Below are 21,728 nucleotides of genomic sequence, written 5' to 3' on the forward strand. Positions count from 1 at the left end.
TGCAGCCAGGCGACGAGGTCGAGGTATTCCTCGAGAACCTCGAAGACGCCGACGGTGTCGTCGTTCTCTCCAAGAAGAAGGCGGACTTCCTCCGCGTCTGGGAGAAGATCAAGACTGCGTACGAGGAGAACGAGAAGGTCCCCGGCATGCTCACCCGCAAGATCAAGGGTGGCGTTACGGTCGATCTCATGGGCGTCGATGCGTTCCTGCCGGGTTCGCAGATTGCGCTGCGTCGCGTGCCGAACATCGATGAGCTGCTCGGACACAAGTACGAGTTCAAGATCATCAAGCTCAACAAGCGTCGCCGCAACATCGTGGTGTCGCGTCGTGTGATCCTCGAGCAGGAACGCGCCGGCAAGCGCGAGAAGCTCATGAAGGAGCTCTCGAAGGATCAGGTGCGGAAGGGCGTCGTCAAGAACATCACCGACTTCGGTGCATTCATCGATCTTGGTGGTGTGGACGGCCTGCTGCACATCACGGACATGTCGTGGGGGCGTATCTCGCATCCGAGCGAGATGGTCCAGATCGGCATGGAGCTCGAGATCAAGGTCCTCGATATCGACTGGGAGCGCGAGCGCATCTCGCTCGGCCTCAAGCAGCTCCAGAGCTACCCGTGGAAGGATGTGGCGGCCAAGTACCCGGTCGGCACCCGCGTAAACGGCAAGGTGGTATCGATTACGAACTACGGCGCGTTCATCGAGCTCGAGCCAGGCATCGAAGGCCTCGTCCACATCTCCGAAATGAGCTGGACGCGCAACGTTCGCCACCCGTCGAAGATTGTGTCGATCGGCGAAGCGATCGAGGCGGTGGTGCTCAAGGTCGACGAGACCGAAGAGAAGATTTCGCTGGGTATGAAGCAGACCGAGCAGGATCCGTGGGTGATTCTGCCGCTGAAGTACCCGGTCGGCACGCGCATCAACGGCAAGGTCCGCAATCTCACCAGCTTTGGTGCGTTCGTGGAAATCGAGCCGGGCATCGACGGCCTCATTCACATCTCCGATATGTCCTGGACCAAGCGCGTCCAGCATCCGTCGGAAGTCGTGAAGAAGGGTGACGCGGTGGACGTGGTGATCCTCAACATCGACAGCGAAAACAAGCGCATCTCGCTCGGCCTCAAGCAGGCCGAGGAAGATCCGTGGCTTCGCATCGGTGAGACATATCCAGTCGGCACCGAGCTTCCGGGCAAGGTCGTCCGTCTGATGGACAAGGGTGTGGTCGTCGATCTCGGTAACGACATCGAGGGCTTCGTCCCGGTGAGCCAGCTCAACCCCGAAGGCACGGTCACGAACCCGGCCGACTTCGCGTGGGAAACGATGAACTTGGTGATGCGCGTGTTGGAGGTGGATCCCATCCACCGCCGTATCGTGCTGGCCGTGACGTCGGTCCCGGAAGAGCAGCCGCCCAAGCCGGCCGAGCCGAGCAAGGTGCATAGTTCCGAAGACGAGATTGGACTGTAAGCCTCATGCGGTAAGGAACATGACGAAGGCCCCGGCAGTGATGCCGGGGCCTTCGTCATGCAGGAGGGTCATGGTGCTCCACTTGTGGTGCGCACCTACACCAAAGGCCCCGTTTTTTGGCGGGGCCTTTGGTCAGAGATCGAGCCGCGTGCCGTGATTACGCCGTGCGGTTGCGACGACGGGCGAAACCGAAGATTCCGAGGAGTCCAGCCCCCATAAGGGCGTAGGTTGACGGCTCGGGAACGGTGGTCTGGACGTTGGGAGATGCCTTCAGCTCGAACTGCCCGCACAGCTTGCCGTTCGACGCTTCTCCGTACTGGCTGCCGACACTCGTGGCCGGCATCGCATTATAGCTCTTGCAGTAGTTCTCAGGCGAGCCCGGGTGCGGTGTGTCGTAACCGACGACCGCGAAGCGATATTGATCGGCGCCAGCGGTGAACCAGTTCGACCACGCGCCACCGCTGAAGTTGTAGGTCTCCGCCGCATTTCCCTTGTCGAAGTAGTTCACCTTTAGGTTATCGTAGGTGAGGCCGACGACGTTGGTACTATTGCCAAAGAACAGCTCGAAGCGAAGCGTGGCTTGAGCGCTCGCCGACGTGTTGTCACGATTGTCGAACGTGAAGTAACCGAGATTGAACACCTTCGACATATTGTTCGTGAATGTCGGCGTGAGCGTCGAGCCACCCGGCGCATCGGGCGTCGCCCGCAGCAGCGCGAAGCGATCGTCGTCGCTGCTGAGGGAACCGGGCATCGACCATGTGGCCGTCGACGTTCCGTTTGCGCACGTGGATCCTGTGGTGCCCGAGGGCGCAATGAAGCACGCGTTCAGACCGCCGAGAACGAGCTGCGCCTGGGCCGGAGCCGCCAAGCCCGCCAGCGAGATCGCCGCGCCGACTGCCATCGAAAACTTCTTCAAAATCACCTTGCGCCGCGCGCTGAGGAATGAGGAGGGTATTCTCTCCTCGCCCATGAAGCAGTCTTCATGCCAGTGATAAAGGTCACTTAATACGGAACGCAGAAGTAATTATGACCGAAAAAACTCGATTAACTTCACTTTTGCTCGTCGCCAAGCAAAATCTGTCGCGTTAAGCTGTCGCAGATGAACCGCAATTCATACTCTGAGCGGCGCCGGTGCCGTTCCGCACGGCTGACGTGAGACGCGCTCCTCAGGCGCCCAACAGAAAGCCCCCGACGCGTAGAGAGCGTCGGGGGCTTTTGATCGATCTGACGGGCAACAGGACCCGCTAGCGCCCCCCGTGCTGACTAGCGGCCGACGATCAGGCCGACGCCCTCTTCAGCCTGCTTCTCGCCCTTCTTGGACGGAGCGGCCTTTCGACTCCGCGGCGCTTTGAAGCAGGCGAGCGCCATCAGCGCGAAGGCTACCAGAAACATGGTGGAGACCAGCCCGACGCGAAGCGCGGTGGTGTTAAACGTGTTCATCATCGCCGAGTTCACAATCTTCTTCAACTGGAGCGCATCCAACGCGAAAAGCGCCAATGATCCTAACAGGCCGACCGCAAACACTGCCGAGATCACACCCACCGTTCGGGCAAGTCCACGACTGTCGAGTGCACGCGACAGCAATACCAACAGCGAAAGCCCGAGATAGGGAAGCAGCAAGACACTTGATAGCGCGTTTGCGGCACCGAAGCGCCATTGGATATTGCTTAACTGCAGCGGCCACAGCTGCGAACCCGCCTGCAGAAAGGGCACGGCGACCAAGAGAATCGCACCGAGATACAGGACGCGGCGGGCAGACGGATCGTCGTGGAGATCGAGGAAGTCGGACATGGCGGGGGTGGGAGCGTCAACAAGGGAAAGCTTCAATGGTGCGTCATCAGTGCAAGCTGTGTTCCATCAGCCTCAGCTGCACGGGTCAGCATCTCGTCTAACTGGAATACTGTTCCAGAACGACGCGAAGGTGAAGCCCGTCACATACGACTCGTCACCAAACAGCGTGTAGAAGCATAGCGCTCGACCGATCCGTAGCGCGAGGGCCGGGAGTGTGACGGACCTGGTGGGAATAGTGAGGAACGCTTCAGATTGGCCGATCGGGGACCGATAGAAGGGAGGTGCCGATCCGGGCCGCGTCACGTGCGTGGAACCGAGGCCATGGCTCATCACCCCGATGCCGGGGCGATAGCGAACGAATGCCCCTCATCTCGCTTCCGAGAATCGATTCCATGTCGCTGACCCTTCGCCGTTCCCTGTTTCCCGCGCTTGCGACTCTTTTGCTCGCCGGTCCGTTCGCCCGTCCAGCTGCGGCTCAGGACGACAAGGTGTATCCCATTTCTGAAGTCACGAATCCGCCCAAGCTGTCCTCGATGGTGCAAGCGGCCCGCCTGATTTCCGAGTCGTACCCGGCTGACCTCAAGAACCGCGGTGTCGGTGGCATGGTGGAGCTCCAATTCATCGTCGACAGCAAGGGCAAGGTTGAAGCCGGTAGCGTCGAAGTGGTTGACGCGACGCAGACTGCCTTGGGCGAAGCGGCCAGGAAGGTTGTGGCCAGACTTGACTTCTCGCCGGGCAAGTTGAATGGGGCGGCCGTGAAGACCAAGGTCGTCCTCCCGATCATCTACAAGCCGTAACGTTCGATTCCAACGCGGCGAGGCGCCGATCCCCTGGAGGGGATTGGCGCCTCGTTTTTCGGCGGCGACGCGTTAGCTTCCCGCGCCATGTCACAGTCTTCGACCATGCGCCAGAAGCTCGAGCGGTTGGCCCTCGCCCGCGATGCCTCCGAACAGGGTGGTGGCGCCGATCGCCTCGCCGCTCAACACGCCAAGGGCAAGTTGTCTGCCCGCGAGCGTCTCGACGTCCTCCTTGACGAAGGTTCATTCGTCGAGGTCGACCGATTCGTCACGTCCCGTTCGCTCGCCGATGGCGAGACGCCGATCTACGGTGACGGCGTCGTCGCCGGACATGGTCGGATCGAAGGACGGATCGTGTATGTCTTCTCGCAGGACTTCACCGTGTTCGGTGGGTCGCTGTCCGAAGCGCACGCCGCCAAAATCTGCAAGGTCATGGATCTGGCGGTTCGGAATGGAGCGCCGGTGATCGGCCTGAACGACTCGGGCGGCGCGCGCATTCAAGAAGGCGTCGTGTCGCTCGGTGGCTACGCCGACATCTTTCTGCGCAATACCCTGGCCTCCGGTGTGGTGCCGCAGATCTCGGCGATTCTTGGACCGTGCGCCGGCGGTGCCGTGTACTCGCCGGCGATCACCGACTTCATTTACATGGTGCGCGGCACCAGCTACATGTTCGTGACCGGCCCCAATGTCGTGAAGACGGTGACGCACGAAGATGTCACGATGGAGCAACTCGGCGGTGCGGACACGCACGCCGGTACCAGCGGCGTCGCCCATTTCGCCTGTGACTCCGAGCTTGCCTGTCTACAGCAGATCCGCGAACTGTTCCGCTTCGTGCCCTCGAACAACGTGGATGATCCGCCACGCGGCTCGGGACGCGATCCGCGCGAACGGCGCGAGGAGTCGCTACTCGACGTGATCCCCGAGAATCCGAACAAACCGTACGACATGCACGAGGTGATTCGCCGCATCGTGGATGACGGTGAGTTCTACGAGGTGCAGCGCGACTACGCCGGCAACATCCTGGTCGGCTTCGCGCATCTCGGCGGCTACAGCGTTGGCATCGTCGCCAACCAGCCCGCGGTCATGGCCGGCGTACTCGACATCAACGCCTCGATGAAGGCGGCGCGGTTCGTGCGCTTCTGCGACTGCTTCAATATTCCACTCGTGACCTTCGAAGATGTACCGGGATTCCTGCCCGGTGTCGCCCAGGAGCATGGCGGCATTATCAAGCATGGCGCCAAGTTGCTGTACGCCTACTGCGAAGCGACGGTGCCCAAGCTCACGGTGATCACGCGCAAGGCGTACGGCGGCGCGTACGACGTCATGAGCTCAAAGCACATCCGCGGTGATTACAACGTGGCGTGGCCGACGGCGGAGATCGCCGTGATGGGTCCCAAGGGCGCGGTGGAAATCTTGTACAAGAAAGAGATCGCCGAATCGAGCGATCCGCAGGCCGCCATGGACGCGCGCGTGGCCGAGTACACCGAGAAGTTCGCCAATCCCTACAACGCGGCCGCGCGCGGCTATGTGGATGACATCATCGATCCGCGCGACACGCGACCGCGTCTGATCGATGCGCTCGATGCGCTGCGCGGCAAGCGCGACCGCAATCCGGCGAAGAAGCACGGAAACCTTCCCCTGTGAGGCCGCCGATGTTCAGCAAGGTGCTGGTGGCCAACCGCGGCGAGATCGCGCTGCGCGTAATCCGAGCCTGTCAGGAACTTGGCGTCAAGACCGTCGCCGTGTATTCCGAAGCGGATGCCCGCGCGCCGCACGTACGCGAGGCCGATGAGGCGGTCCTCGTTGGTCCGCCGCCGTCGAGCCAGAGCTATCTCGTCGGTGAACGACTTATCGAGGTCGCCCTCCGCACCGGCGCGCAGGCGGTGCATCCGGGTTACGGATTTCTCTCCGAACGGGCGTGGTTTGCGCGCGCCGTGCGCGATGCCGGACTGGTCTTCATCGGCCCGCCGGCCGAAGCCATCGACGCGATGGGTTCGAAGACGGCCGCGCGTCAGCTGGCGATAGCGGCCGGGGTGCCCGTCGTGCCGGGTACCACCGAGAGCGTGCGCGATGCCGACGAAGCCATCGCCATCGCCGAGACGTTCGGGTTTCCGGTGTTGCTCAAAGCCTCCGCCGGCGGTGGTGGCAAGGGCATGCGCATCGTGCGCGCCGCATCGGAAGTGGCCGACGCGCTCGCCTCTGCCAAGCGTGAAGCACAAAACGCCTTCGGTGATGACGCGGTGTATATCGAGAAGTACATCGAAGGCCCGCGCCACGTCGAAATTCAGGTACTGGCCGACAGCCACGGTAACGTCATCCATCTCGGCGAGCGGGAATGCTCAATACAGCGTCGACACCAGAAGATGATCGAAGAAGCCCCCAGCGTGGCCGTGTCGCCGGAATTACGTGCCCGCATGGGTGCGACGGCGGTGGCTGCCGCGCGGGCGGCCGGCTACGTGAATGCCGGCACATGTGAGTTCCTGCTCGATACGGACGGGCAGTACTACTTCCTCGAGATGAATACGCGGATTCAGGTGGAGCATCCGGTCACGGAGCTGGTGATGGGGCTCGATCTGGTGCAGTGGCAGATCCGCGTGGCTGCCGGCGAGGTGCTGCCGTTTGCGCAGAAGGATTTCGCGCCGCGTGGCTGGGCGATGGAGTGCCGTATTACGAGTGAGGATCCGTCAAATGGTTTTCTGCCGAGCACGGGGCGGATCGAATATCTGCATCTGCCCACGGGGCCTGGCGTGCGGTGGGACGGCGGTATCGAGTCGGGTAGCGAGATCGGACTGCACTACGATCCGATGCTGGCCAAGTTGATCGTGCATGCGCCGACGCGTGATCTCGCCATCTCACGCATGCGACGTGCGTTGCGTGAACTCACCATCGATGGCATCGAGACGTCGCGCAGTTTTCATCTGCGCGTGATGGATCACCCGGACTTTCAGCGTGGCGATATCAACATTCAGTGGCTCGAGCAGAATCTGTCGGCGTTGACGGCGCCCGACATGGATCGCGAATCGATCCGGCTGGCGGCCATCGCGGCGGCGCTGGTGGCGCATGAAGAGCGGCGCGCCGGCAGCGCGGTGGCGGTCGTGTCGCCAGCGACGTTGGAGGCGAACGATGTCACGGCCGCGAGCCGCGCTGCGCACAGTCCATCGTGGCGTGACGTGGCGCGTCGCGAATCGCTGAGGTCCTCGTGAAGAAGAAACGTCCGGATCGCCGCGAGGGACGCGGATCGCCGCCTGGTTCGTCGCGTCCCGGCACCTCGTGGCATGGCGCACGTCGCGTGTCGGAGAAGCCGGCGGTGGAGGAGATCGCCACGATGACGATCGACCGTATCGCAAAGGGCGGCGACGGGGTTGGCCGGGCGAATGGAATGGCGTGCTTCGTACCGCGCACGGCGCCGGGTGACGTGGCGCAGGTGGCGTACGTCGCCCACGCGCGGCACGGTCGTGGCCGCGTGCTACAGATCGTGACGCCCTCGACGCATCGGGTGGACGCGCGCTGCGTGCACTACGAGCGCGATCACTGCGGAGGCTGTCAGCTGCAGCATCTCGACGACGAGACACAGCGCGATGCGCGCCGCCACATCGTGCAGGATGCGCTGTTACGCATCGGGAAGCGCACGATCGAGCTGCCGGAACTGGTGACCGGTGAGTCGTGGGGCTATCGCGGTCGACTCACGTTGATGCTGCTGCCGCGCGGTCGCGGATGGACCGGAGGACTGCATCCGCACGATGATGCGGCGCGCGTATTCGCGCTGGACGAGTGTCCGATCGCGAATCCGGTGCTCGTGCAATGCTGGTTCGACATGCGTGAGCGACTGCATGGCATGCCGACGGATCGCTTTCTGCGTGTGTCGTTCCGCCTGTTGTCGGCGGACTCGGGCCAGGAAACCGTCGCGGTCGTCGTACAAGGTGGTGAGTCGTGGAGCGGTGGTGCGGAGTGGGCCGCAGCCTTGCTGCGCGCCTCGGCACCGGTCCGTGCGGTGTGGTGGTTGCCGCGAGGCGGCGAGCCGGTCGGGTTGGCTGGCGACGTGGCGACGGACGGCGCGGCCGGCGGCCTCGGGCGACAGTTCGAGGCCGCCGAGGCCGGACACTACGAGCCCGATGCGCGCGAGGCGCTCGCGTTCGCGCAGGTGAACCCTACGGTGGCCACGGCGTTGCGTGACTTCGTGTTTGCGTCGGTGCAAGCGTTTGCGCCGGCGCGCGTGATCGACGCTTACGCTGGCAGCGGCGAGCTGACCGAGCGCTTTGCCCGCGATGGTGCCGAGGTCGTTTCGATCGAGGCCGACGCGTCGGGGGCGGCGGCCACGCGTCGACGCGTGGAGGAGGCCGGACTCGGCGATCGCGTGCAGGTGCTCACCGCGCTGGTGGAATCGGCGCTGGCGTCGGCGCTGCCGGCAGACGTCGTGGTGCTCAATCCGCCACGTGTCGGTGTGGCGACAGGTGTGACGACCCTGCTTGAACAGGCCGCGAGCCGCGGCGTGCGCGGCATCGTGTACGTGAGTTGTGATCCGGCTACGTTGGCGCGGGACCTCGCGCGCGTACCCGGGTGGCGGATCGATGCGGTACGCTGTTTCGACATGTTCCCGCAGACGGCGCACGTGGAAACCGTGTGTGTGCTGCGCCCGGAGACGACGACATGAAGTACATCGTGGATGTGAACGGCGAGCGAGTGGTCGTGGAACTCGATGGCACGCATGCGGAGGTGGAGGGCGAGCGCGTGGCCGCCTCGCTGTCCGCGATCGAGGGGACGCCCGTGCGACTCCTGCGGATCGGCGAGCAGGTGCACCGTCTGGTGGCGCGCCGTGGTGTGTCGCGGGGCCGCTGGACACTCGATCTGGACGGTCAGCGGGTGGAGGCCGAGGCGCTCGACGAGCGGATGCGGGCGATCCGCGATCTCACGGCGGCCGCGGCCGCGGCCAGTGGGCCGGCGCCGTTGATGGCGCCGATGCCGGGACTTGTGGTGCGTGTGTCGGTGGTGGTTGGCGATACGGTGAGCGCGGGGCAGGGGCTCGTCGTGGTGGAGGCCATGAAGATGGAGAACGAATTGCGCGCGTCGGTTGCCGGTGTGGTCACGGCTGTGCTGGCGGTCCCGGGGCAGGCCGTCGACAAGGGGGCGCTGCTGGTCCAACTGGGGCCGATCCCGTCAGAGTAAACGACCGGGAGCGGAATCGACCCCGTTGGCGATCAGACCTTGGCGGGCACGTCGCGGCGCATACGGTTCACGCCTTTGATGACCAGAAACAGGGTGAAGGCGACAATCAGGAACGTGAGCAGCTGATTGAGGAACAGGCCGTAGTTGAGCGTGGCGACGCCCGCCTTTTTGGCCTCCTCGAGGGTCGTGAAGGGCCCACCCTGGAGGGCCACGAAGCGATTGGAGAAGTCGACGCCGCCGGTCGCCAATCCGACGATCGGCATGATGATGTCGTTGACCAGGCTGTCGACGATCTTCTGGAAGGCACCGCCGATGACGACGCCGATCGCCAAATCCATCACGCTGCCCTTCATGGCGAATTCCTTGAACTCGGACATCATCGACATGCTCACTCCTGGAGGGGGTATTGGCAGGCCGCCCCGCCCGCAGTGTACAGTCTGGTTGAGAGGCTACCGGATCAGCAAGCGAGCTGGAGCATGTATGTTGGAAGAGGTCTCGCCGTCCACGACCCTCAACCCTCGGATTGACACAGACTTCAATGCTGAGTAACCTACGGGTCTGTCCCGTTTTCCGGGCGATTCAGCTTTCAGCAGTGCCTGTTTTCCCTTCGTAGTTCCTTTATCTCTTTTCTGAGCGCCTCTGGAGGCGTCTCCGAATCACGCACGGATCACGTTAGCATGAAGACCTACAGCGCGACCCCGAAGGATATCGACCGTCGGTGGTATATCGTCGACGCGGAAGGAATGGTCCTGGGCCGTCTCGCGTCGGAAGTCGCGAAGATCATCCGCGGCAAGCATAAGCCCATGTACACGCCGCACATGGACACGGGTGACTTCGTCATCGTGATCAATGCGTCGAAGGTACAAGTCACCGGCCGTAAGGCCGAGCAGAAGACCTACTTCAGCCACACCGGCTATATGGGCCACGAGAAGCACACGCCGTTTGCCTCGGTGTTGGCGAAGCATCCGGAGCGCGTGATCGAGAAGGCCGTGTACGGTATGCTCCCCAAGACGGCGCTGGGCCGTCAGGTCCTGCGCCGCAAGTTACGCGTTTTCGCGGGTGCCGCGCATACGCATGTCGCGCAGACGCCGACGGCGCTCACCTTCTCCTCCGCCGAGGCTAAGTAATGTCAGAGCAGATTCAGACCATCGGTCGTCGTAAGCGCGCGGTCTGCCGCATGTACATGACGCCGGGTTCAGGCAAGTGGGACGTGAACGGCCGCACGCTGGGTGAGTACTTCCCGCGTCCCACGCTCGTGTCCGCGATTCAGCAGCCGTTCACGCTGACCGATACGCTTGGCAAGTACGACATCAAGGCCGTCCTTGACGGTGGTGGCGTGGCGGGTCAGGCCGGTGCCGTGCGTCTCGCGATCGCACGTGCCCTCGTCAAGATCGACGAGAGCAACAAGAAGAAGCTGCGCGAATACGGCCTCATGACGCGTGATGCGCGTGAAGTCGAACGGAAGAAGCCGGGCCGTGCCGGCGCCCGTAAGCGTTTCCAGTTCTCCAAGCGCTAGTCGACGCGGTTTTCCGCGTCGCCCCGCGTATCTCTCACGCTGTCCGAGTCGGCTGCGGGTACCAAGCTCCTTCGGGAGTTGGTCGCAGCCGACGGTGACGACGGCGGACGAATTTCAAAACCTCAAAGCACTCTTCACATGACGACTCCGTCCCTCGAGCAGCTGCTCGCCGCGGGCGTTCACTTCGGGCACCAGACCCGTCGTTGGAACCCCAAGATGCGCCGGTTCATTTTCGCCGAGCGCAACGGCATCCACATCATCGACCTGCAGAAGACGCTCCGCCAGATCGAACTGGCGCAGAAGCTCGTCCGCGAGGTCGTGTTGCGTGGCGAAAACGTGCTTTTTGTTTGCACCAAACGCCAGCTCGCCGCGATCGTGAAGGCCGAGGCCGAGCGCTGTGGCGGTATGTTCGTCACGGAGCGCTGGCTTGGCGGTATGCTCACGAATTTCCAAACGGTCAAGAAGCAGGTCAAGAAGCTCAAGGACCTCGAAGCCGGCACGGAAGACGGCACGCTCACGAACTACACGAAGAAGGAACAGCTTCTCATGTCGCGTCAGCGCGAGAAGCTCGGCAAGTACCTCTCGGGTATCAAGACGATGAACCGCCTTCCGGGGCTGTTGTTCATTATCGACTCGAAGAAGGAGCGTATTGCCGTTTCCGAAGCGAACAAGCTCGGCGTGCCCATCGTCGCCATCGTGGACACCAATGCCGATCCCGACCTCATTACGGTGCCGATCGCCGGTAACGACGACGCCATCCGTTCGGTTGAGTTGATCGCAAAGGTGATCGCGGATACGATCGACGAGGCGCGTCGTGAGGCGCCGGCCCGGCCGAGCGACGAGGAACAGGAGAGCTACACGTTCTCCAGCGACCGCGGCACGGAGCCGGCCGGTCGAGGTGAGCGTGGCGGTCGCGGTGGAGACCGTGGTGGTCAGGGAGGGGACCGTGGTGGTCAAGGTGGCGGTCAAGGTGGTGGACAGGGTGGTGGACAGGGTGGTGGTGCAGCAGGCGACAGCCGTCGCCCGCGCCGTCGCCGCGCCAAGCCGGAAGCCATCGCCGCCCGCTTGAAGCCAGGCACCGAGGGAGCGGCCGCAGAGGGCGCGACCCCGGAATCCGCTGGTGACGCTGGTGAAGCAGGAGCCGAGTCGGCTGGACAGGAGTAACGTTCGGTCGGTTTCCTGACCGCCGGATCAGGCTTCCACTGCAGCACCGCGACGCCGCCGGCTCAACACCGGCGGCGTTCGTACGCAGTAGCTCGACACTATTCGTCGCACCATCGCATCGCAGATACTGACACTCCGCATATACAGGGCTCGAAGATGACCACGGTGATCACCGCGAAGGCTGTTTCGGAACTCCGCCAGCGCACCGGCGCCGGCATGATGGATTGCAAGAAGGCGCTCGAAGAGAATGGCGGCGACATGGACGCTTCCGTCGAGTACCTCCGCAAAAGGGGCATCGCGAAGGCGGAGAAGCGTGCCGATCGCTCCACGAGCGAAGGCATTATCGGTGGTGAGATCTTCAAGGACGGCCGCTCCGGGGTGCTCGTCGAAGTGGCGTGCGAGACGGACTTCGTCGCGCGCAATGAAGATTTCGGCAAGGTCGTCGCGCAGCTCGTCGCGCAGCGTGTGCATTCCGCCGCGGCCGACGTCGACGCATTCCTCGCCGAGCCGTTCGAGGCGGATCCGTCGCAAACGGTTGCCGAGTTCGTGAAGATCGCGTCGTCGAAGACCGGCGAAGCGGTAAATGTTAAGCACGTCGCGCGCTTCGATGCCGGCGAGACCGGAGTGGTCGGCATGTACCGTCACCACAATGGCAAGCTGGCCACGCTGGTGCAGGTGACGGCCTCGACGCCGGAAGCCGCGGCGCACGAGTCAACGCTGCAGCTCGTGAAGTTCATCGCCGAGCACATCGCGGCGTCGGCTCCACTCGCAGTCGATCAGCACGGCGTACCGGCGGCAACGATTGAGAGCGAGAAGCGGATTTACGAACAGCAGGCGCGCGAAACCGGTAAGCCGGAAGCGATGATCGAAAAGATCGCGGCGGGCAAGCTCGACGCATTTCTCAAGGACGTGACGCTGCTCCCGCAGGCGTGGGTTCGCGATCCTGCCATCACGATCGCTGCGCTGATCAAGGACCACGCCGAGCGCGCTGGTGGAACGATTACGGTCGATCGCTTCGCGCGCTTGCAACTCGGGGCCGAGTGAGCGCCGTGGGCGCCACGGACAAGCGCTACACGCGCATCCTCCTGAAGCTCTCCGGCGAAGCACTCGCCGGGGATCGCGGCGTCGGTTTCGATTTCGAACGGATCGGCTCCTTCGCCGACCAAATTGTCGAAGTGGCGCGCATGGGCGTGCAACTCGGTCTGGTCATCGGAGGCGGAAATATCGTGCGCGGCACGCAACTCTCCCAGATGGGAATGGATCGCGTCGGCGCCGATTACATGGGCATGCTCGGCACCGTCATCAATGCGATGGCGATGCAGGATGTGCTCGAGAAAAAAGGGCTCGACACGCGCGTCATGACCGCGATTCGCATGGAAGAGTTGGCCGAGCCCTACATTCGCCGGCGCGCGTTGCGCCATTTCGAGAAGGGGCGTACGGTCATCTTTGCCGCCGGCACTGGGAATCCGTATTTTTCAACGGACACGGCGGCGGTGCTGCGAGCCATCCAGATGAAGGCGGATGTCATCATCAAAGCCACCAGCGTGGACGGCGTGTATTCCGCCGACCCGAAGAAGGATCCGAACGCCACGATGTACGAGTCGATCAGCTATCGCGATGTGATGCTCGAAGAGCTCCGCGTAATGGACCAGACGGCCATCACGCTGTGCAAGGAGAATCAGTTGCCCCTGATCGTGCTGAACCTTCACACGCCGGGCGCGATCGCACGCGCCATCAATGGCGAACGCGTGGGGACACTGGTTTCATGAGCACTACAGCGCAGATTCTGAAGGACACGAAGAGCGGTATGGACAAGGCCCTCGAGGCCTCGAAGCGCGACTTTGCCGGCATCCGCACGGGCAAGGCGTCACCGAGCATGCTGGACACCATCAAAGTGGAAGCGTACGGCTCGCTCGTGCCGCTGAACCAGGTGGCACAGGTCTCGGCCCCTGAGCCCCGCATCTTGCTCGTGACGCCGTTCGACAAGGGGCAGGCGAAGGTGATCGAAAAGGCCATTCGGGAGTCGGAACTCGGCCTCGATCCCGCGCATCAGGGTGGCGTCATCCGCGTGCCCCTGCCGTCGATGAATGAGCAGCGTCGTAAAGAGCTCGTCAAAGTGCTCAGCAAGCTCGCGGAAGACGGCCGCATCGCCATTCGCCATGCTCGCACGGATGCGCGCGACAAGGTCAAGAAGCTTGACGGCGTTTCCGAGGACGACAAGAAGCATGCGGAGAAGGATCTGCAGAAGGCGCACGACGATTGCATCGCCAAACTCGAGGCGCTGTTGAAGACGAAGGAAGCCGAGATAATGGAGGTTTGAGGCCGCCCTGCGGACCGCTCGCTGATATGCCCCTTGCCCCCGCCCAACATGGCTGACGCCGAAACGGATCTGCTGGCGCGCATTCGCGTGCACGGAGCGGTGCCGCGGCATATCGCGATCATCATGGACGGCAACGGTCGCTGGGCGCGTGAACGTCACATGCCCCGGCCCTTCGGCCATCGGTCCGGTATGAAGGCGGTGCGCGCGGTGGTCGAGGGTTGTCTTGCGGCCGGTGTCGAGTGGCTGTCGCTCTTCGCGTTCTCGCAGGAAAACTGGCAGCGACCGGAGACCGAAGTGTCGGCGCTGATGTCGCTGCTGGAAGAGTTCATTGCCCGTGAAGCGGACGACCTGCACCAGCAGGGCGTTCGCGTTCGTGTTCACGGAGACCTTGATCGTCTCAGTGGTCCTGCCGCCGCCGCCGTGGAGCGGGTCATGCGCATCACCGACTCGGGGACGCGGCTGGGGTTGAATCTCTTTATTTCGTACGGTGGTCGCGCCGAATTGGTGCGCGCGGCCCGGATGCTCGCCGAAGACGTGCAGGCTGGTCGCCTGACGCCGGACGCCATCACCGAAGATGCGTTTCGCGCGCGCTTGTATACGGCTGACTGTCCCGACCCCGACCTGTTAATCCGGACGTCTGGCGAACAGCGGCTCTCAAACTTCCTGCTCTGGCAGGTGGCGTACGCCGAGCTCTACATTTCGAGCGTGCTCTGGCCGGATTTCGGACGCGCGGCCCTGTACGAAGCGATTAGCGATTTCCAGCGTCGTGATCGTCGCTTCGGGCGCGTCAGTACCTGATGTCTCACCGGACGCGCCGTCCCGCGCGCGTGAACGTGCTCTCTTCCCCCTTCGCGTGAACGAACTTGCCCGGCGCGCCGTAGTCGCCCTCATCGGAGCGCCGATCGCGCTCGGGATCATCTGGCTTGGTGGCGCGCCGCTCGCCACGCTCGCCGGTGGGCTCTCGGGCATCGCCGCGTGGGAGTATTATCGGATCGCCCGCGAAGGGGGCACCACTCCGATGAGCGTGGTCGGAATCGTGCTGTCGGCCTTGATCCCGATCGCCGTGCATGCGCAGCAGCTCGGCGTGTATGCCGTGCCGCTCTATGCCTGGATACTGGTGCCGTTGTTCATCCTCGCGCTCTCGATCTGGACCCGAGGGGTCGGCGGCAAGCCACTCGGCGCCGCGGCCACGACCGTCTTCGGCGCGTTGTATACCGGCGGGACGCTCAGCTACATCTACGCGCTGCGTTACTTCGGCTACGCAGTCGGCGACACGGCCGGCGCGCTCGTGGTGATCATGCCGGTCGTGCTCACCTGGGCCAGCGACACGGGGGCGTACTTCACCGGTCGTCTGCTGGGCGGCCCGAAGCTGATTCCCTCCGTGAGCCCGGCCAAAACGGTCTCGGGCGCAGTGGGCGCTGTGGTGGCAACCGTCGGCGCATGCGCGGCGTTCGTCCACTATCTGCTCAAACCGCAGGCGCAACTCGCCTTCAGTCCCACCGGGCTGATCATCTTCGCGGTGTGCATCAGCGTGACGGCACAGATCGGGGATCTCACGGAATCACTACTGAAACGCGAAGCCGGTGTGAAGGACAGCGGGACGCTGTTCCCGGGTCATGGCGGGGTGCTCGATCGCCTTGACTCGTTGTTCTTCGTATTGCCGGTGACCTACGCGCTGTATTACGCGCTGTTGCTTCCGGCACCCGGCGCTCGATGACCCCCCCCCCTTCCGATGCGATCGCGTCGACGCCCGCCGGCGTCGCAATCCTCGGCTCCACGGGATCCATCGGGACCAGCGCGCTACGCGTCCTGGCGCGCCAACGAGCGCGCTTCACGCCGGTGGCGTTGACCGCCAACGGCAATGTCGCCGCACTCGCCGAACAGGTCTCTACGTGGCTGCCGACCTTCGTGGGGCTCGTGCAGCCGCACGTCGATGCCCCTGATGATTGGAACGTTGGCGCGGCGTGTCTGGTCGCGGCCGCGACGCATCCCGACGTCCAGGTCGTGATCAACGCCGTTGTGGGAGCGGCCGGACTCCCGGCGACGCTCGCCGCCCTCCGTTTGGGGAAACGCGTTGCGTTGGCCAACAAGGAAACGCTGGTCCTCGCTGGTGCGATCGTGACGGAGACCGCCCGCGTACATGGGGGCGAGCTGGTGCCGGTCGATAGCGAGCACTCCGCCATTCTGCAGTGCTTGGCCGGCCGGCAGCCACACGAAGTGCGGCGACTGGTCCTCACGGCATCGGGCGGCCCCTTTCGCACGTGGCCGGCTGAACGTATCGCCGCCGCCACGGTCACGGACGCCTTGAAGCACCCGACGTGGCAGATGGGCAGCAAGATTACCATCGACAGCGCCACGTTAGCCAACAAGGCGCTCGAGGTGATCGAGGCGCATCATCTGTTCGGCGTGCCCTACGATCGGATCGACGTCGTGGTGCATCCGCAGAGTATCATCCACTCGTTTGTGGAGTTCGTCGATGGCAGTGTGCTGGCGCAGATGGGCGTCCCGTCGATGGAGTTGCCGATCTTGTACGCACTCACGTATCCGGAACGCGTCCCGGATTCCGGCGTACCATCTTTCGATCCGGTCGCTCTGGGCGGTCTGAGCTTCGAAACGGTGCGTTACAAGGATTTCCCTATGCTGCAGCTCGGAATCGATGCAGGACGACGTGGAGGCGCAGCGCCGGCTGTGTTCAATGCCGCGAACGAGATCGCCGTCGTGCATTTTCTCGCCGGCCGCCTCAGCTTTTCAGGAATCGCCGAGCGGGTGTCGGCGGCGTTGCAGGAGTTTGCCGGCGCGCCGGGAACATCCCTTGATGATCTCCTTCAAGCGGATGCGGCCGCGCGGGACCACGTGAACGCTCAGGTGGGGTGCTGATACAGATGTCTTCGATAACACCGTATATCGCGCCGTTGCTCGTCTTCGGCCTGGTGGTCTTCGTTCACGAACTCGGGCACTTCATCGCTGCGAAGATGACGGGGGTATACGCGCCCGTCTTTTCCCTCGGGTGGGGCAATCGGCTATTCGGCGTGCGCCGCGGCGAGACCGATTATCGCGTGTCACTGATCCCGCTCGGCGGGTACGTGCGGATGGCCAGTCAGGATGACGAGTCGATGGCGGGCATAGAAGGCGGAAGCGATCGCGGCTCGCTCGGTGCCGCGATCGAACGTCCGGCCGACGTCTCGCCCGCCCTCTGGGATGCACAGGCGATGGCACCGTTCGGGCCGAGGGCTGTTCCGGCCGATCGCTGGGTGGAGAACAAGTCGACGTCGGCCCGCGTGTTCATTTTGTCCGCTGGCGTGATCATGAACATTGTGCTCACGCTCGTCGTCTCCACGGGGATATACTATCGCGCTGGCAACACGTATGTGCCGGCGGTGATCGATTCGGTCGTTCCCGGGGCGCCGGCCGCGATGGCCGGACTCACCGGTGGCGATCGCATTGTGGCGATCAATGGCCATCCGATCCGCGCGTGGGATGATGTACTGGATGAAGTGGCGCCTGTGACGAGCGGATCGCTCCGCGTCGAGATTCAGCGTGGGGACGCACGCTTGACGCGGGAACTCAGGCCGCAGACGGCGGAGATCGACGATCCTATCACCGGGGCCAAAAAAACGGTGGGGCGGATCGGCATTCAGGTGCGCGCGGCAACGGTCAACGAACCGCTGAGCCTCGTCGGCGCGATGAGTGCCGGCGGCGGCGCTACTTGGCGCATGGCCACGAGCGTGGGGTCGGTACTGCGTGGACTCGCATCGGGACAGGTTTCGGCGAAGAATTTAGGTGGTCCAATCGCGATTGCGCGCACGTCGGTGCAGGCCGCCAAGCTCGGTACGCAACGACTGTGGGAGCTTATCGCATTCCTCAGTCTGAACATCGCCATCCTGAATCTCGTGCCGATTCCGGTACTCGACGGCGGCCAGATCCTGATGGTGCTGGCCGAGCGCGTGAAGGGGAGTGCGTTCAGTGGGCGCGTGAAGGAGGGGTTTGCGCGCGTGGGAGTGCTGGCGGTGCTCGCCTTGATCGTGCTCGTCACCTTCAACGATCTTCGCAATCTCTTCACGAAGTGACTGCATGAGCGCTGCGGTCCTGGTGCGCCGCGCGACGCTGGTGTTCGTCGCGCTCGTGACGGTGTCCGGCAGTGGGTGTCGTCGCCGCGAACGGCCGGCGGCGCCGCTCATGCCGGTACTGCCGCGGATTCCCCGGGACGCGGCTCGCTTTGAGATCGATGCGGTGGATGATAGCACGGCGACGTTTCGCGTGTTTGAGAGCCGCTGGTTGCGCGCCGGACTGTCGGCGTATGTCGTGGATCCAGCGCATCGCGATGCGCTGGTGGCCCGTCTCACCATTTTTCGTCGCGACAGCACGACGGCGACCGCGCTGGTGACATCACAAGTCACGCGAGTGACGACCGAACATTTCCTCCTTGTTCCGCCGCCGCCTACGCCGTGGTGGCGTGTGAAGCGTTTCTGGATCGGCACAGTGGTCGGTGGCGTCGTCGGCGCCGGAACTGCCGCAGCGATCCGCTGAGCGATTCGCTCGACGGGTCTGGTCGCGGACCTACGGCCGGTGATGGCTTAGCTGCAGATGAGGGGGAAGCGTCGCGTAATCGGGGTGCCATCGGCCCTACCGGCCACTTGGAGCGTGTCGGTGCCCATCACACAGCGTGGGGCCTGGATTCGTACTTCGTAGCGTCCTTCGGGCAGCGAGAGGGCCCGGGCGCTGTCGGCGCGCAGTTCAATCGCTGCCCCCCCGTCCAGCGGGGTGAAGGTAACCCGGGCATCGCGGGGCGTCACGTCGTAGCTCACCACCGCACAGCCCCGAACGGGCAGGTTCACGCTTACACGATCACCGGCCTTGAGCGCGAGCATGGTGTCTCGGACCGCGACGGTGCACGACGTTGACGCGCTGGCGATGACGGCGCGGACCGACAGTTTGGAACCGGCCGAGAAGTCACCGCTGTAGTGACCCGTGCCGACCAGTCGATTGTCGATGTAGAGCCGCGCGGAATCAGGAGCAAAGATCTCGACGCGCGCGGTGCGCGCGGGGGCAGCGCGAGTCGGGCGAGTGGACGGCGCGGCGAGCAGGCTTCCCCCCACGGGCGGCGGGGTGGCGCGCGCCGCGACGGAATCCCGAAGGGGAACGACGCGCGCTCCGAGGGGATTGTCGGCGATCGGTTGTGAGCCAGGTGTCGGAGGGACCGTGAGCGACGCGGAGTCGAAGGTGGTGCCACCGCCGAGGGCGGGCATGTCGGAGCGGTTGCGCAGCGAAAACCAGATGAAGGCGGCGCCGATCACGAGAAGCGTGCCCACGACGGCGGCCCGCCCGGTCGAGGCGCGCACCGCGGGAAATGCATCGATGGTGTGTGAACCAAGCGGCGGCGTGAATCCGCTGCGAGTGGGCGCGCGGGAGAGTGCAGCGAGGGCGTCGAGCAGTTGGGTGGCCGATTGGTACCGCTGTTCGGGTTGCTTGGCGAGCAGTCGCAGCATGACCGCCTCGAACTCCGGGCTGAGCTCGGGAGCAAATGTGTGCGGCGAAGTGGGAGTCGTCTCGATGTGGTGCCTGGCGACGGCATACCAGTCGTCGCCTTCGAATGGCAGGTGGCCGGTCGCGGCGCGATAGAGCGTGACACCGAGTGCGTAGAGATCGCTGCGTCCGTCGATCTCTTGCCCGCGGGCCTGTTCCGGGCTGAAGTAATGCGGGGTGCCCATCACCTGATTGGTCGCGCTCAGTGAGGGCGCGCCGGCAAGCGCTCTCGCCAGCCCGAAATCGGCAACGACTGCTTCGCCCTCGGTACCTAGCAGAATGTTGTCGGGCTTGATGTCGCGATGAATCACGCCGCCGGCGTGCGCGATCGCGAGAGCGGCGGCGACATCGGTGCCGAGCCGGATGCAGTCAGCCTCGGGGAGGCGGCCCGCCAAGGCAAGTCGTCGACCGAGGGTGAGCGGGTGCAGATCCATGGCCACGAACACCGTACCATCGACCTGACCGACGTCGCGCACCGTGACGATATTGCGGTGTCGTAGGCGGGCGGCGGTGGCGGCTTCCCGCCGGAAACGCGCTTCCGCGATTTCTAGTCCGGAAAACTCCGGACGGAGGATTTTGAGGGCGACCGGGATCTCCAAATCCAGGTCGATCGCCTCGTAGACCCATGAGAAGGCCCCCGAGCCAAGCAGCCGGGTGATCTGATATTTGCTGATTGTTTGCCCCAAATAGCGGTCAGGCACGTCGAGGTCCTTTACAGGCGGGGCAAGGTGGACTAAGCTTTTGTGCTTCCTACTATTGCGCGCACAAAAGGCTGCGCACGACACGCGCTGAGAATATTACGACGATGGCGTTCGATAAGGCACTCACGATCGACAAGTACCGGTCCCACGATGTGGATACCGGATCGACCCGGGTTCAGATTGCCATCCTCACGGATCGCATCAACTACCTCACGGGACACTTTCGTACGCACGCGAAGGACCATCATGGTCGTCGCGGGCTACTCAAGATGGTGGGCAAGCGTCGCCGCCTGCTCGACTATCTCAAGCGTACGGACGTGCAGCAGTATCGCACGCTCGTCCAGGACCTTGGTCTCCGATACTAAGTCGGACCACGCCATGTCGTCGCGCGGGGGCAGTCATGCCTCCCGCGCGATTTGCGTTCTCATGAGGCTATTCAGCAGATGATGCATCGAATCGAGCGGACGTTCGCCGGTCGCCCCCTGGTCATCGAGACCGGTCGGATGGCGAAGCAGGCGGCGGGTTCCGCGATCGTACAATTCGGCGAGACAATGGTGCTCGCCGCGGTCACCGTGAGCGACAACCAGAGTCCGCTCCCCTTCTTCCCTTTGACGGTTGAGTACAAGGAGAAGACCTACGCCGCCGGCAAGATCCCCGGCGGTTTCATCAAGCGCGAAGGGCGTCCCCACGATCACGAGATCCTGGCATGCCGCATTATCGACCGCTCGATCCGCCCGCTGTTCCCGGAAGGCTTTAAGAACGAAGTCCAGGTGTTTGTCTACGTCATCTCGGCCGACCAGGAGAATGACGCTGACGTGCTGGCGCTGCTCGCCACGTCGTTTGCGCTGAACGCCTCGAAGATCCCGTTCATGGGTCCGATCGGCGGCGTGCGCGTGGGTCGCGTGCAGGGACACTGGGTGCTCAACCCGACGTTCCAGCAGCTCGCGTTCTCCGACATGGAGCTGATCGTCGCAGGGTCGCAGGACAGCATCGTGATGGTCGAGGGCGGCGCGCTGGAAGTCTCCGAAGCGGACGTCCTGGAATCCATCAAGCTCTCGCATGACGGCATCCGCGAACTGGTCGCGATGCAGAGCGAGCTGCTTGGCAAGTCGGGCGTGCAGCAGAAGAAGATGGAATGGAAGAAGGCCGAGCCGCTGGAAGGCGTGGTGGTACGCGCAAAGGATCTCGCGTCCGGCAAGATCCGCGAGGCGCTGAATCAGAAGGACAAGCATACGCGCATCGAGGCCGTCGAGCTCGCGAAGAAGGAGCTTGCCGAAGGCCTCCTCGCGGAGTTCC

Annotated in this window: 21 protein-coding genes and 2 pseudogenes; 19 read left to right on the forward strand and 4 right to left on the reverse strand. The window is 63.8% G+C overall.

The features are described from left to right. The coding region (locus ACLL97_RS20590; RefSeq protein WP_411282360.1) for a 30S ribosomal protein S1 at nt 1–1,457 on the forward strand (1,457 nt) is incomplete at its 5' end. 157 nt (nt 1,458–1,614) lie between these two features. Here the strand turns inward: ACLL97_RS20590 and ACLL97_RS20595 are convergent. Together ACLL97_RS20595 and ACLL97_RS20600 are read right to left on the reverse strand one after the other, a co-directional pair. Then, nucleotides 1,615–2,358 (reverse strand): PEP-CTERM sorting domain-containing protein, encoded by a 744-nt coding sequence (locus ACLL97_RS20595; RefSeq protein ID WP_411282361.1) that lies wholly within the window; start codon nt 2,356–2,358, stop codon nt 1,615–1,617. Between the two features lie 362 nt (nt 2,359–2,720). Beyond that, a complete protein-coding gene (locus ACLL97_RS20600; protein WP_411282362.1) occupies nt 2,721–3,248 on the reverse strand; it encodes a hypothetical protein in 528 nt (175 codons plus the stop codon). Nucleotides 3,249–3,640: 392 nt separating this feature from the next. Here ACLL97_RS20600 and ACLL97_RS20605 point away from each other — a divergent pair, with 392 nt between their 5' ends. The 5 genes from ACLL97_RS20605 (at nt 3,641) to ACLL97_RS20625 (ending at nt 9,208) form a co-directional block, all read left to right on the forward strand. Beyond that, entirely contained in the window at nt 3,641–4,045 is a 405-nt protein-coding gene (locus tag ACLL97_RS20605) for an energy transducer TonB (RefSeq protein ID WP_411282363.1), read from the forward strand. Between the two features lie 105 nt (nt 4,046–4,150). Continuing rightward, nucleotides 4,151–5,689 (forward strand): acyl-CoA carboxylase subunit beta, encoded by a 1,539-nt coding sequence (locus tag ACLL97_RS20610; RefSeq protein WP_411282378.1) that lies wholly within the window; start codon nt 4,151–4,153, stop codon nt 5,687–5,689. A gap of 8 nt (nt 5,690–5,697) precedes the next feature. After that, a complete protein-coding gene (gene accC, locus ACLL97_RS20615; RefSeq protein ID WP_411282364.1) occupies nt 5,698–7,248 on the forward strand; it encodes an acetyl-CoA carboxylase biotin carboxylase subunit in 1,551 nt (516 codons plus the stop codon). Next, nucleotides 7,245–8,696 carry a class I SAM-dependent RNA methyltransferase gene (locus ACLL97_RS20620; RefSeq protein ID WP_411282365.1) on the forward strand — a complete coding sequence of 484 codons (1,452 nt, stop codon included), beginning with the start codon at nt 7,245–7,247 and terminating at the stop codon, nt 8,694–8,696. Before accC ends, ACLL97_RS20620 begins: the two co-directional genes overlap by 4 nt. After that, complete coding sequence (locus ACLL97_RS20625) at nt 8,693–9,208, forward strand: acetyl-CoA carboxylase biotin carboxyl carrier protein subunit (RefSeq protein ID WP_411282366.1); 516 nt, start codon at nt 8,693–8,695, stop codon at nt 9,206–9,208. The genes ACLL97_RS20620 and ACLL97_RS20625 overlap by 4 nt, the downstream gene beginning before the upstream one ends. 38 nt (nt 9,209–9,246) lie before the next feature. Here ACLL97_RS20625 and mscL read toward each other — a convergent pair. Continuing rightward, nucleotides 9,247–9,588, reverse strand: a pseudogene (gene mscL, locus ACLL97_RS20630) (large conductance mechanosensitive channel protein MscL); the annotation flags it as partial. Nucleotides 9,589–9,885: 297 nt separating this feature from the next. Here mscL and rplM point away from each other — a divergent pair. The 11 genes from rplM (at nt 9,886) to ACLL97_RS20685 (ending at nt 18,735) form a co-directional block, all read left to right on the forward strand. Further along, nucleotides 9,886–10,335, forward strand: coding sequence for a 50S ribosomal protein L13 (gene rplM / locus ACLL97_RS20635; protein WP_411282367.1), 450 nt, complete (start codon nt 9,886–9,888; stop codon nt 10,333–10,335). Then, a complete protein-coding gene (gene rpsI, locus ACLL97_RS20640) occupies nt 10,335–10,724 on the forward strand; it encodes a 30S ribosomal protein S9 (RefSeq protein ID WP_309673199.1) in 390 nt (129 codons plus the stop codon). The genes rplM and rpsI overlap by 1 nt, the downstream gene beginning before the upstream one ends. 138 nt (nt 10,725–10,862) lie before the next feature. Beyond that, nucleotides 10,863–11,888, forward strand: coding sequence for a 30S ribosomal protein S2 (gene rpsB, locus ACLL97_RS20645; protein WP_411282368.1), 1,026 nt, complete (start codon nt 10,863–10,865; stop codon nt 11,886–11,888). A 156-nt stretch (nt 11,889–12,044) separates the two neighbouring features. Continuing rightward, nucleotides 12,045–12,932 carry a translation elongation factor Ts gene (tsf, locus tag ACLL97_RS20650; protein ID WP_411282369.1) on the forward strand — a complete coding sequence of 296 codons (888 nt, stop codon included), beginning with the start codon at nt 12,045–12,047 and terminating at the stop codon, nt 12,930–12,932. Further along, a complete protein-coding gene (gene pyrH / locus ACLL97_RS20655; protein ID WP_411282370.1) occupies nt 12,929–13,657 on the forward strand; it encodes a UMP kinase in 729 nt (242 codons plus the stop codon). The genes tsf and pyrH overlap by 4 nt, the downstream gene beginning before the upstream one ends. 38 nt (nt 13,658–13,695) lie before the next feature. After that, nucleotides 13,696–14,208: a ribosome recycling factor gene (frr, locus tag ACLL97_RS20660; RefSeq protein WP_411282371.1), complete on the forward strand. Its 513-nt coding sequence runs from the start codon at nt 13,696–13,698 to the stop codon at nt 14,206–14,208. A 48-nt stretch (nt 14,209–14,256) separates the two neighbouring features. Next, nucleotides 14,257–15,006, forward strand: coding sequence for an isoprenyl transferase (locus tag ACLL97_RS20665; RefSeq protein ID WP_411282372.1), 750 nt, complete (start codon nt 14,257–14,259; stop codon nt 15,004–15,006). Between the two features lie 55 nt (nt 15,007–15,061). Further along, nucleotides 15,062–15,925, forward strand: coding sequence for a phosphatidate cytidylyltransferase (locus ACLL97_RS20670; RefSeq protein ID WP_411282373.1), 864 nt, complete (start codon nt 15,062–15,064; stop codon nt 15,923–15,925). After that, the gene (dxr, locus tag ACLL97_RS20675) at nt 15,922–17,085 is read left to right on the forward strand and encodes a 1-deoxy-D-xylulose-5-phosphate reductoisomerase (RefSeq protein ID WP_411282374.1); all 1,164 of its coding nucleotides are present in this window, start codon (nt 15,922–15,924) and stop codon (nt 17,083–17,085) included. Before ACLL97_RS20670 ends, dxr begins: the two co-directional genes overlap by 4 nt. 5 nt (nt 17,086–17,090) lie before the next feature. Then, nucleotides 17,091–18,275: an RIP metalloprotease RseP gene (gene rseP, locus ACLL97_RS20680; protein WP_411282375.1), complete on the forward strand. Its 1,185-nt coding sequence runs from the start codon at nt 17,091–17,093 to the stop codon at nt 18,273–18,275. A 4-nt stretch (nt 18,276–18,279) separates the two neighbouring features. Then, nucleotides 18,280–18,735 carry a hypothetical protein gene (locus tag ACLL97_RS20685; RefSeq protein ID WP_411282376.1) on the forward strand — a complete coding sequence of 152 codons (456 nt, stop codon included), beginning with the start codon at nt 18,280–18,282 and terminating at the stop codon, nt 18,733–18,735. A gap of 47 nt (nt 18,736–18,782) precedes the next feature. On the opposite strand, the gene ACLL97_RS20690 is transcribed toward ACLL97_RS20685, so the two are convergent. Next, on the reverse strand, nt 18,783–20,432 hold the full coding sequence (locus tag ACLL97_RS20690; protein ID WP_411282377.1) for a serine/threonine-protein kinase: 1,650 nt from the start codon (nt 20,430–20,432) through the stop codon (nt 18,783–18,785). A gap of 104 nt (nt 20,433–20,536) precedes the next feature. Here ACLL97_RS20690 and rpsO point away from each other — a divergent pair, with 104 nt between their 5' ends. Both rpsO and ACLL97_RS20700 read left to right on the forward strand, forming a co-directional pair. Beyond that, on the forward strand, nt 20,537–20,797 hold the full coding sequence (rpsO, locus tag ACLL97_RS20695) for a 30S ribosomal protein S15 (RefSeq protein WP_171224380.1): 261 nt from the start codon (nt 20,537–20,539) through the stop codon (nt 20,795–20,797). A gap of 138 nt (nt 20,798–20,935) precedes the next feature. After that, a pseudogene (locus ACLL97_RS20700) lies at nt 20,936–21,728 on the forward strand (polyribonucleotide nucleotidyltransferase); the annotation flags it as partial.

The organism is Gemmatimonas sp. (assembly GCF_046594945.1).
Lineage (GTDB): Bacteria > Gemmatimonadota > Gemmatimonadetes > Gemmatimonadales > Gemmatimonadaceae > Gemmatimonas.

What these genes read in the sequence shown, in the direction of transcription:
- ACLL97_RS20600 (WP_411282362.1), bottom strand. Translation starts at nt 3,248, where the DNA reads ATGTCCGACTTCCTCGATCTCCACGACGATCCGTCTGCCCGCCGCGTC.
- ACLL97_RS20685 (WP_411282376.1), top strand. Translation starts at nt 18,280, where the DNA reads ATGAGCGCTGCGGTCCTGGTGCGCCGCGCGACGCTGGTGTTCGTCGCG.
- ACLL97_RS20610 (WP_411282378.1), top strand. Translation starts at nt 4,151, where the DNA reads ATGCGCCAGAAGCTCGAGCGGTTGGCCCTCGCCCGCGATGCCTCCGAA.
- rpsI (WP_309673199.1), top strand. Translation starts at nt 10,335, where the DNA reads ATGTCAGAGCAGATTCAGACCATCGGTCGTCGTAAGCGCGCGGTCTGC.
- ACLL97_RS20625 (WP_411282366.1), top strand. Translation starts at nt 8,693, where the DNA reads ATGAAGTACATCGTGGATGTGAACGGCGAGCGAGTGGTCGTGGAACTC.
- ACLL97_RS20605 (WP_411282363.1), top strand. Translation starts at nt 3,641, where the DNA reads ATGTCGCTGACCCTTCGCCGTTCCCTGTTTCCCGCGCTTGCGACTCTT.
- ACLL97_RS20665 (WP_411282372.1), top strand. Translation starts at nt 14,257, where the DNA reads ATGGCTGACGCCGAAACGGATCTGCTGGCGCGCATTCGCGTGCACGGA.
- rpsB (WP_411282368.1), top strand. Translation starts at nt 10,863, where the DNA reads ATGACGACTCCGTCCCTCGAGCAGCTGCTCGCCGCGGGCGTTCACTTC.
- rseP (WP_411282375.1), top strand. Translation starts at nt 17,091, where the DNA reads ATGTCTTCGATAACACCGTATATCGCGCCGTTGCTCGTCTTCGGCCTG.
- ACLL97_RS20595 (WP_411282361.1), bottom strand. Translation starts at nt 2,358, where the DNA reads ATGGCAGTCGGCGCGGCGATCTCGCTGGCGGGCTTGGCGGCTCCGGCC.
- accC (WP_411282364.1), top strand. Translation starts at nt 5,698, where the DNA reads ATGTTCAGCAAGGTGCTGGTGGCCAACCGCGGCGAGATCGCGCTGCGC.
- dxr (WP_411282374.1), top strand. Translation starts at nt 15,922, where the DNA reads ATGACCCCCCCCCCTTCCGATGCGATCGCGTCGACGCCCGCCGGCGTC.
- rpsO (WP_171224380.1), top strand. Translation starts at nt 20,537, where the DNA reads ATGGCGTTCGATAAGGCACTCACGATCGACAAGTACCGGTCCCACGAT.
- frr (WP_411282371.1), top strand. Translation starts at nt 13,696, where the DNA reads ATGGACAAGGCCCTCGAGGCCTCGAAGCGCGACTTTGCCGGCATCCGC.
- rplM (WP_411282367.1), top strand. Translation starts at nt 9,886, where the DNA reads ATGAAGACCTACAGCGCGACCCCGAAGGATATCGACCGTCGGTGGTAT.
- tsf (WP_411282369.1), top strand. Translation starts at nt 12,045, where the DNA reads ATGACCACGGTGATCACCGCGAAGGCTGTTTCGGAACTCCGCCAGCGC.